Raw genomic sequence first — 9072 nt, forward strand, 5'->3', positions numbered from 1 at the left:
CTGCTGGACCCCACGGGACTGGCCCCGATCGCCGGCCTGGTCCGCATCGCCTACGGCCGCGACGCCGCGGACGTGGCGTTTCTGACGATCTTCGGGAAGGCCACGATGGTCAGCCAGAGCGTGACGGTGGAGAGGGCCTGATCCCTCTCCCCTTGCGGAAGAAGGATCACACCGCTTTCTTCCGCCGCGCCTTCGGCTTCTTCTTGAAGAACCGCTCGAACAGCACGAAGGCCGCCGGCAGGGTCAGCAGGAACGACAGCAGTCCCGCCCCGCCCTTGGCGATCAGCACCGTGGCCTTGGGGACGCCGTAGATCGTGAACACCTTCACCGGCAGCAGGATCTGAGGGTCTGAGCCTTGGGCCTGGCCGTTGGCCGAGATCGGGATCGCCTTGAAGGTGGCGGGGCTGACATTGAACCGCACCAGCAGCACATGGTCGCCCTCGTCCTTGGGCGAGACGATCCACTTCACCCGCTCGACGCCGGTGGCGGCGATGCGCTGGACGTCGAACTCGTGGGTCGGCGCCGGGGTCAGGGCCAGGTCCGCGCCGCTGAGCTCCACCTTCATGCCGGCCGGCGGCTGGACCGAGCCGTAGCCGTAGGCGTCGCCAGGATCGCTCTTGGCCTCGCCGGTCTTCCAGTGGACGTCGCCAGTCGTGTACTCGGCCTCCAGCACCCCTTCCTCGTTCTCGCGGATCGTGCGGGGGTACTTGATGTTCAGCCAGCCGATGGCCGTCCCGCTGGGATCACGGACGACGAAGCGCGACGCGGCGGCTGGGGCGGGCGGCGGCGGGGGGCGGACCGCGCGGGTGTCGATCAGCCTCGGCGCGACAACGGCGACGACCACCGCCGCCAGAAGCCAGATGAACCAGGTACGCTTCAGCCGCTCGAACATGACGCTTCCCTACGGACGAGCGCGCGAAGGGCGAACGGTCGGCTCACAACCGACAGCCGCTTTGGACGGACTCATTCTCGTTGGGATTGATAATGGCGAGGAACTCTCGCGAATCCAAGGATTAGGTCCTCCCGTGTGGGGAGGACCTAGCCCGACCTAGAACGGCAGGATGTTGCGCTGGCGGCTATAGGCCAGGTAGCCGACATTGGCGCCCAGGCGCAGGCCGACGCCGGCGCGGATCGGGGCCAGGGTGATGGTGTCGGCGCGCTGATAGTTCACGCCCAGGCCGCCGACCAGATAGGCCGTGCCCTCGACGCCCGGGAAGCGGCGGAAGATGGCGTCCGGGTACTGCAGGTTATAGCAGAGGGTGAAGACCCGGCTGGCGTTGCCGCCCCAGTCCCAGCCCACCGAGGGCCCCTGCCAGAACGTTTCCTGGGTGTCGCGGCCCTTCATGTACAGCAGGCCCCGGCCGTAGCGCAGGCCCACGCCGATCGCGCCCGAGCCCTCTTCGCCGGCGATGTAGCCGGTGGGCTGGCCGTTGTCGCGGAAGGCGCGCTCGATCACCGCCCCGATGCTCTCGGCGGTGACGCCCAGGAAATCCGAGCCGCTGCGGATCATCTCGTCGGCCGAATAGGTCTGGGCGCGGCCGGTGTCGTACTGCGACTGGCGCGGCGGGTCGCCCGGACGCTCCTGGGCCGTGCTGGCGCAGCCGCCGAGGCCGGCGGTGGCGATGCCCGAAAGGATCAGCTTGCGGCGGTCCATGTGTTCTCTCGCGATTCCAACAGCCAAGACTGTCTCAACCCTTTGAGTCGGGTTTGCGGCTTGAAGCTTAACGGCGAGTTAACCATGAGGGGTTCGGGACGGCGCCGGATGATCGACGCTCGCGAAAGCCCGCAAATATGCTAGACGCACGCCCATGACTTCGACGCCTCTGAACCTGATCCGCAACTTCTCCATCGTGGCCCACATCGACCACGGCAAGAGCACCCTGTCCGACCGCCTGATCCAGGAGACCGGCGGCCTCACCGCGCGTGAGATGACCGCCCAGGTCCTGGACAACATGGACATCGAGAAGGAACGCGGGATCACCATCAAGGCCCAGACCGTGCGTCTGGACTACAAGGCCGACGACGGCCAGACCTATGTCCTGAACCTGATGGACACCCCCGGCCACGTCGACTTCGCCTACGAGGTCAGCCGCAGCCTGGCCGCTTGCGAGGGCTCGATCCTGGTCGTCGACGCCAGCCAGGGCGTGGAAGCCCAGACCCTGGCCAACGTCTATTCGGCCATCGACAACAACCACGAGATCGTCCCGGTCCTCAACAAGATCGACCTGCCGGCCGCCGAGCCCGAGCGCGTGCGCGCCCAGATCGAGGACCTGATCGGCCTCGACGCCAGCGACGCCGTCCTGGCCAGCGCCAAGTCCGGCCTCGGCATCCACGACGTGCTGGAAGCCATCGTCACCCGCCTGCCGCCGCCCAAGGGCGACGAGAACGCGCCGCTGAAGGCCCTGCTGGTCGACGCCTGGTACGACGCCTATCTGGGCGTCGTCGTTCTGGTCCGCGTCTTCGACGGCCGCCTGCGGGCCGGCCAGAAGATCAAGATGATGCAGCACGGCTCGACCCACCTGGTCGACCGCGTCGGCGTCTTCAAGCCCAAGAACACCCCCGTCGAGAGCCTCGGCCCCGGCGAGATCGGCTTCTTCACCGCCCAGATCAAGGAAGTGGCCGACGCCGCCGTCGGCGACACCCTGACCGACGAGAAGAAGCCCACCGAAAAGGCGCTGCCGGGCTTCAAGGAGGTCCAGCCGGTCGTCTTCTGCGGCCTGTTCCCGGTCGACGCCGCCGACTTCGAAGACCTGCGCGCCGCCGTCGGCAAGCTGCGCCTCAACGACGGCAGCTTCACCTACGAGATGGAATCCAGCGCCGCCCTCGGCTTCGGCTTCCGCTGCGGCTTCCTCGGCCTGCTGCATCTGGAAATCATCCAGGAGCGCCTGAGCCGCGAGTTCGACCTGGACCTGATCGCGACCGCCCCCTCGGTGGTCTACAAAATCCACATGCGCGACGGCACGGAGATCGAGCTCCACAACCCCGCCGACCTGCCCGACCCGATGCACATCGAGAGCATCAGCGAGCCCTGGATCAAGGCCACGATCTTCACCCCCGACGAGTATCTGGGCGGCGTGATCAAGCTCTGCCAGGACCGTCGCGGCGCCCAGCGCGAGCTGTCCTATGTCGGCAACCGCGCCATGGTGATCTACGACCTGCCCCTGAACGAGGTGGTCTTCGACTTCTACGATCGCCTGAAGTCGATCTCCAAGGGCTACGCCTCGTTCGACTACCAGGTCGAGGACTACAAGCCGGGCGACCTGGTCAAGATGTCGATCCTGGTCAACGCCGAGCCGGTCGACGCCCTGTCGATGCTGGTCCACCGCGACCGCGCCGAAAGCCGCGGCCGGGGCATGTGCGAGAAGATGAAGGAGCTCATCCCGCAGCACATGTTCGTCATCCCCATCCAGGCGGCGATCGGCGGCAAGATCATCGCCCGCGAAACCGTCCGCGCCCTGCGCAAGGACGTCACCGCCAAGTGCTACGGCGGCGACGCCTCGCGCAAACGCAAGCTGCTGGACAAGCAGAAGGCCGGCAAGAAGCGCATGCGCCAGTTCGGCAAGGTCGAGATCCCGCAGGAAGCGTTCATCGCGGCGCTGAAGATGGACGGGGATTGATCTGAAGGGAGCTGAGTAGCGCCATGCTGCGCCTCTCGAACCTGGCGCTGCCGCTGGGGCATCCGCTCGAAGACCTGGGCCCGGCCATCTGCGCGCGCCTGGGCATCCCCGCCGACGACCTGGTCACCCACACCATCGCCCGCCGCGCTCATGACGCGCGGAAGAAGGCGGCGATCCTGATGGTCTATACGGTGGACGTCGCCCTGCGCGACGAAGCCGCCGTGCTGGCGCGGTTCGCGGGCGACAGCCAACTCAGGCCGACGCCCGACACCGACTATCGCCTGGTCGCCCAGGCGCCCAAGGACTTCACCCGCCCCGTGGTCATCGGCGCCGGGCCCTGCGGCCTGTTCGCCGGGCTGATCCTGGCCCAGATGGGCTTCAAGCCGATCATCCTGGATCGGGGCAAGGTGGTGCGCGAGCGGACCCAGGACACCTGGGGCCTGTGGCGGCGCGGCGAGCTGAACCCGGAGTCMAACGTCCAGTTCGGCGAGGGCGGCGCGGGCACCTTCTCGGACGGCAAGCTTTACAGCCAGGTCAAGGATCCCCGCCACCTGGGCCGCAAGGTGCTGACCGAATTCGTCAAGGCCGGCGCCCCCGAGGAGATCCTGACCGAGGCCCACCCGCACATCGGCACCTTCCGCCTGGTGACGATGGTCGAGAGCATGCGAGAGGCCATCGAGGCCCTGGGCGGCGAATATCGCTGGCAACACCGGGTCGACGACTTCGACATCGAGACCGCCGCCGACGGGCAGCGCAAGCTGAAGGGCCTGCGGCTGTCGACCGGCGACTATCTGGCGGCCGAGCACGTGGTGCTGGCCGTCGGCCACAGCGCCCGCGACACCTTCCAGACCCTGTACGACCGGGGCGTCCACATCGAGGCCAAGCCGTTCTCGATCGGGGTGCGGATCGAGCATCCGCAGTCGTGGATGGACAAGGCGCGGTTCGGGGCCTGCGCCGGCCATCCGGACCTGGGCGCGGCCGACTACAGCCTGGTCCACCACTGCGCCAACGGTCGGGCGGTCTACAGCTTCTGCATGTGCCCAGGCGGCACGGTGGTGGCCGCGACCTCCGAGCCCGGCCGCGTCGTGACCAACGGCATGAGCCAGTATTCGCGCAACGAGCGCAACGCCAACTCCGGCTTCGTGGTCGGCATCGACCCGGAGCGCGACTATCCGGGCCACCCGCTGGCCGGCATCGAATTCCAGCGCAAGTGGGAGTCCCTGGCCTACACCGCCGGCGGTTCGACCTACGCCGCCCCGGCCCAGAAGGTCGGCGACTTCCTGGCCGGCCGACCGTCGGAAGCCCTGGGCGAGGTCCAGCCGTCCTACAAGCCGGGGATCAAGATGACCGACCTGGCCGAATGCCTGCCGGCCTTCGTGCTGGAGGCCATGCGCGAGGCCCTGCCAGTGTTCGGCCGCCAGATCGCCGGCTACGACCATCCCGACGTGCTGCTGACGGGCGTTGAGACCCGCACCTCCTCGCCGATCCGCATCACGCGCGGCAAGGACCTCCAGAGCCTCAACACCGCCGGCCTGTTCCCGGCCGGCGAAGGCGCGGGCTACGCCGGCGGCATCCTCTCGGCGGCCATCGACGGCATCAAGATCGCCGAGGCGGTGGCGGCGGCCTATGTAGGCCGGGATCAGGATCTGAAGGCCGGGTGATCGAGAACAATGCCGCATAACTGGGACGAGACCTGGCGTTGGTTGCTGGCGCTGGGTGGCATCATCGGGATCTATCGCCTGGCGGTGTTCCTGAACGACCGGACGCGCGGCGCGACGTCGCGCTCGCGGCATCCCACGACCTGGAGGCACTGGTTCACGCTGCCGCTGACGCCGTTCTGGCCCTTTATCTGGGTGGGCAGCATCACGCTTTGGGTCGCCGGCGCCCTCGCCTTCTGGATCCTGCGCAAGGCCTGGCCGCCGATCGCCGTGCGCGAGGCGCCCGTCCTGGCGAGCGACGACCAGGTACAACGCAAGACGGTCGGCGCGATCGCCTATCCGTTCTGGGCCTGCTTGCGTCGCCAGACGGGCTGGGTGCGCGTGGACGTCGCGATCACGCCCGACGGCGCCTACCGCGGACACCAGATCATCGACGCTTCCCCGCCGGCCGTCTTCGACCGCGCCGTGGCAGGGGCCCTGGCGCAGACGACCTACGAAACCATCGACGCCAGCCCCTTGCCTGATCGGTTCGAGACGCTCTACCGGTTCACACCGCCGCCGCCACGGCCGCCCCCCGGCCAAACCGCCGCCGTCGCATCGCAGGCCAACGCCTAGGAGTCTCCCATGCTCAAGGTCCTCGGCCGCACCTCCTCGCTGAACGTCCGCAAGGTGCTTTGGACCTGTGATGAGCTGGGCCTGGCCTATGAGCGCGAGGACTGGGGGACGGGTTTCGCCTCGACGAAATCGCCCGAGTTCCTGGCGCTCAATCCCAACGGCCTCGTGCCGGTGCTGATCGACGAGCAAGGGGCGCTCTACGAGAGCAACACCATCTGCCGCTACCTGGCCGCCCGCTTCGGCCACGGCCACCTGCTGCCGGTCGAGCCCCGCCCCCGCGCCGTGGTCGAGCAGTGGATGGACTGGCAGGCCACCGACCTCAACCCGACCTGGGGCTACGCCTTCCTGGCCCTAGGCCGCCCGACGCCGGGCTATGACGACCCCGCCAGGATCGCCGCCAGCGTCGAGGCCTGGAACAAGGCCATGGCCATCCTCGACCAGCGCCTGGCCGACACCGGAGCCCACGCCGCCGGCCACGACTTCACCCTGGCCGACGTGGTGCTGGGCGTGTCGGTGCACAGGTGGATGCGGACGCCGATGGCGCGGGCGGACCTGCCGGCGGTCGAGGCGTACTACAAGCTGCTGAAGGCGCGCCCGGAGTTCGGGAGGTGGGCGCTGGATGAAGTTCCCTAGCCTTCTTTCCGCTCATCCCGGCGAATGCCGGGACCCAGATGGAATGGCTTTGAGGCTGACGCCAAAAGCGCTGAGCTTTTCCAACCCACCACACCGCCAAGGGATCTGGGTCCCGGCATTCGCCGGGATGAGCGATCTTAAAATCAGCTCGCGATCTTACGCGTCTTGGCGAACGGGCTGAGACCCAGCCAGGACTGCATGTTCGACGCCAGTTCCGCGTCGCCGGTCAGCAGCATCCGCCCGCTGTCCAGGGCCGCGCGGACGGTGTCCAGGCCCATCCAGATGGCGGTCATGGTCCGCAGGTCGCTGGCGACATAGAGGTCGACGTCGAAGCCGGGATCGACCGAGCACAGGTCGACCGGGGCGCCGGCCCTGCTCGCGTGGGGGCCCGCGTCGGGCTCGACGATCAGCCACCAGGAGCGATCGACGGCGGCCTGCTCGGCGTAGAGGAACTGGATGACGCTGCGCCGCCGGGGCATCGGCTCCAGGTCGAGGTTTCGGCGCATGTCCCACATCAGCAGGGAGGCGTCGAGGTGCTGCAGCGACAGCTCGGTGGTCACCCACCGCTGGCCCCAGCGGCCCATGGCCTCGACCATGGTCTCCACTTCGCGACCGGCCGGGGTCAGGTGATATTCGAGCACCCCGCTGTCGCGGCCGGCGACGCGGCGCACCACCCCGGCGTCTTCCAGGTCGCGCAGGCGCTGGACCAGCAGGGCCGGCGACATCCGCGGCACGCCGCGCCGCAGGTCGTTGAACCGGGTCGAGCCGGCGACCATCTCGCGCAACAGCACCACGGTCCATCGCGTGCACAGCACCTCGGCCGCCATCGCGACGGGACAAAACTGGCCATAGCTGCGCTGAGACATCGTCCCCTCTCCGAATGACAGAACGATGTTAGATTAATCCCGCCGGGCCGGTCGGACTAGTTCAGTGACTGTACCGGCCAGGTTCAGTTGCTGAACTAGCTGGCGGAGCGGCGTCTTGGGCAAGGTCACGGAACCGGCGGAGTCTGTCTCCGCCTCCGACAAGAAGGTTCATGACATGCCGCTCGACACCGCCATTCCCGAAGCCGCCGCCCCCGTCGCTGACAGGATCGACTGGCTGGCTCGCGCGGAGGCCCTGGCCGAAACCATCGCCGCCCAGGCCGCCGCCCACGACGCCGACGACAGCTTCGTGGCCGACGCCTACGCCCAGCTGAAGGCCGGGGGCTTCTTCAAGGCCCTGGTCCCCGTCGAGTTCGGCGGCGGCGGGGCCGAGGTGACCGAGATCTGTCAGGTGATCCGCCGGCTGGGCGCGGCCTGCGGCTCGACCGCCCTGGCCTTCGCCATGCACAGCCACCTGGTGGCGGTCGCCGCCTGGCGCTGGCGCAAGCAGCGCGCGCCGACCGAAGGGCTGCTCAAGCGGGTCGCGGCCGAGGACCTGGTGCTGGTGTCCAGCGGCGGGTCGGACTGGCTGGCCAGCGGCGGCCAGGCGGTCAAGGTCGAGGGCGGGTTCAGGATCACGGCCCGCAAGGCGTTCTCCAGCGGCTGCCTGGCCGGCGACCTGCTGTCGACCAGCGCCGTCTGGAATGATCCCGAGAGCGGCCCGACGGTGCTGCACTTCGCCGTGCCGCTGAAGGGGCCGGGCGTCGAGATCGCCCCGACCTGGCGCACCTTGGGCATGCGCGGCACCGGCTCGCACGACGTGGTCCTGACCGAGGTGTTCGTGCCCGAGGCGGCGATCTCGGGCCGGCGGCCCAGCGGTCCGTGGCACCCGCTGTTCCACATCATCGGCATGATCGCCTTCGCCCTGATCTATTCGGCCTATCTGGGCGTGGCCGAGGGGGCGCGGGCCCGGGCGCTGGAGATCACGCGTCGCAAGAGCCCGGACCCGCACGTGGCCGAGCTGGTCGGGTCGATCGAGAACGCCTTCGCCGGCGCCGAGATGGCGTGGGAACGGATGGTCGACGTCGCCCAGAACGGCGCGCCGGGTCCGCAAACCACCGACCGCGCCATGATCTGCCGCACGCTGCTGGCCCAGGGCGCGATCGCCACGGTCGAGAAGGCCATGGAGGCCGTCGGCGGGGCGTCGTTCTATCGCGACACCGGCCTGGAGCGGGCGTTCCGCGACATCCAGGGCGCGCGCTTCCATCCTCTGCAGGACGCGCCGCAGCGGCGCTATTCGGGCAGGGTGGCGCTGGGCTGGGACATTGACGGCTGAATCGGGGACGGCTGAATCGGCGACGGCTGAAGCGGAGACGCCTGATCGGGGGATGGCGGGATCGCGGGCTGGGCCCGCACCCGGAACACCCGAGCCTCGCGCGCCACGTCGTACAGGCGATAGACGATGAACGCCCCCGGCTGGGCCTCGCGGAGCGCTTCCTCCGCGGGGGTCAGCCGGAACGGCGTGGCCGGGCCGCCGGTGGTGGTCTTGACGGCGATGCGCCGCGCCGCGCCGGTGCGGCTGAAGCTTACCAGGTCGCAGCCCTCGTCATCGGGCGGCAGGGCCAGGCGGATCTGGGCGGCCAGGTCCTCGCGCCCGCGCTCTTCCAGCCGGCGCTGCTCGTAGAC

The 9072-nt window shown here is 68.9% G+C and carries 9 protein-coding genes; 5 read left to right on the top strand and 4 right to left on the bottom strand.

The genetic code is table 11. From position 1 onward, the window contains the following. Positions 1 to 166: 166 nt before the first annotated feature. Positions 167 to 892, bottom strand: a complete 726-nt coding sequence (locus AC1DZ6_RS12310) for a hypothetical protein (protein WP_477097461.1) — start codon at positions 890 to 892, stop codon at positions 167 to 169. 156 nt (positions 893 to 1048) lie between these two features. Next, positions 1049 to 1654, bottom strand: coding sequence for a DUF1134 domain-containing protein (locus tag AC1DZ6_RS12315; RefSeq protein WP_477097462.1), 606 nt, complete (start codon positions 1652 to 1654; stop codon positions 1049 to 1051). Between the two features lie 154 nt (positions 1655 to 1808). Between AC1DZ6_RS12315 and lepA the strand changes: the two genes are divergently transcribed. From lepA to AC1DZ6_RS12335, 4 genes are read left to right on the top strand one after another with little or no spacing between them, the layout of a single operon-like run. Further along, positions 1809 to 3617: a translation elongation factor 4 gene (lepA, locus tag AC1DZ6_RS12320; protein WP_477097463.1), complete on the top strand. Its 1809-nt coding sequence runs from the start codon at positions 1809 to 1811 to the stop codon at positions 3615 to 3617. 23 nt (positions 3618 to 3640) lie between these two features. After that, positions 3641 to 5278, top strand: a complete 1638-nt coding sequence (locus AC1DZ6_RS12325; protein WP_477097464.1) for an NAD(P)/FAD-dependent oxidoreductase — start codon at positions 3641 to 3643, stop codon at positions 5276 to 5278. 9 nt (positions 5279 to 5287) lie between these two features. Continuing rightward, positions 5288 to 5890: an energy transducer TonB gene (locus tag AC1DZ6_RS12330; protein WP_477097465.1), complete on the top strand. Its 603-nt coding sequence runs from the start codon at positions 5288 to 5290 to the stop codon at positions 5888 to 5890. A gap of 9 nt (positions 5891 to 5899) precedes the next feature. Then, positions 5900 to 6523 carry a glutathione S-transferase family protein gene (locus AC1DZ6_RS12335; RefSeq protein ID WP_477097466.1) on the top strand — a complete coding sequence of 208 codons (624 nt, stop codon included), beginning with the start codon at positions 5900 to 5902 and terminating at the stop codon, positions 6521 to 6523. 143 nt (positions 6524 to 6666) lie between these two features. On the opposite strand, the gene AC1DZ6_RS12340 is transcribed toward AC1DZ6_RS12335, so the two are convergent. Further along, positions 6667 to 7389 (bottom strand): winged helix-turn-helix transcriptional regulator, encoded by a 723-nt coding sequence (locus tag AC1DZ6_RS12340; protein WP_477097467.1) that lies wholly within the window; start codon positions 7387 to 7389, stop codon positions 6667 to 6669. A gap of 175 nt (positions 7390 to 7564) precedes the next feature. On the opposite strand from AC1DZ6_RS12340, the gene AC1DZ6_RS12345 reads away from it, so the two are divergent. Then, positions 7565 to 8722: an acyl-CoA dehydrogenase family protein gene (locus AC1DZ6_RS12345; RefSeq protein WP_477097468.1), complete on the top strand. Its 1158-nt coding sequence runs from the start codon at positions 7565 to 7567 to the stop codon at positions 8720 to 8722. Here AC1DZ6_RS12345 and AC1DZ6_RS12350 read toward each other — a convergent pair. After that, a partial coding sequence (locus tag AC1DZ6_RS12350) for a protein NO VEIN domain-containing protein (RefSeq protein ID WP_477097469.1) occupies positions 8680 to 9072 on the bottom strand: 393 nt, incomplete at its 5' end. The genes AC1DZ6_RS12345 and AC1DZ6_RS12350 overlap by 43 nt on opposite strands.

The sequence above is a fragment of the Caulobacter sp. P1_B12_2 genome (assembly GCF_056406675.1).

Bases quoted from the DNA above. Each gene is read 5' to 3' on its own strand.
- AC1DZ6_RS12310 (WP_477097461.1), bottom strand. From the start codon at position 892: ATGTTCGAGCGGCTGAAGCGTACCTGGTTCATCTGGCTTCTGGCGGCG.
- AC1DZ6_RS12315 (WP_477097462.1), bottom strand. From the start codon at position 1,654: ATGGACCGCCGCAAGCTGATCCTTTCGGGCATCGCCACCGCCGGCCTC.
- lepA (WP_477097463.1), top strand. From the start codon at position 1,809: ATGACTTCGACGCCTCTGAACCTGATCCGCAACTTCTCCATCGTGGCC.
- AC1DZ6_RS12330 (WP_477097465.1), top strand. From the start codon at position 5,288: ATGCCGCATAACTGGGACGAGACCTGGCGTTGGTTGCTGGCGCTGGGT.
- AC1DZ6_RS12335 (WP_477097466.1), top strand. From the start codon at position 5,900: ATGCTCAAGGTCCTCGGCCGCACCTCCTCGCTGAACGTCCGCAAGGTG.
- AC1DZ6_RS12340 (WP_477097467.1), bottom strand. From the start codon at position 7,389: ATGTCTCAGCGCAGCTATGGCCAGTTTTGTCCCGTCGCGATGGCGGCC.
- AC1DZ6_RS12345 (WP_477097468.1), top strand. From the start codon at position 7,565: ATGCCGCTCGACACCGCCATTCCCGAAGCCGCCGCCCCCGTCGCTGAC.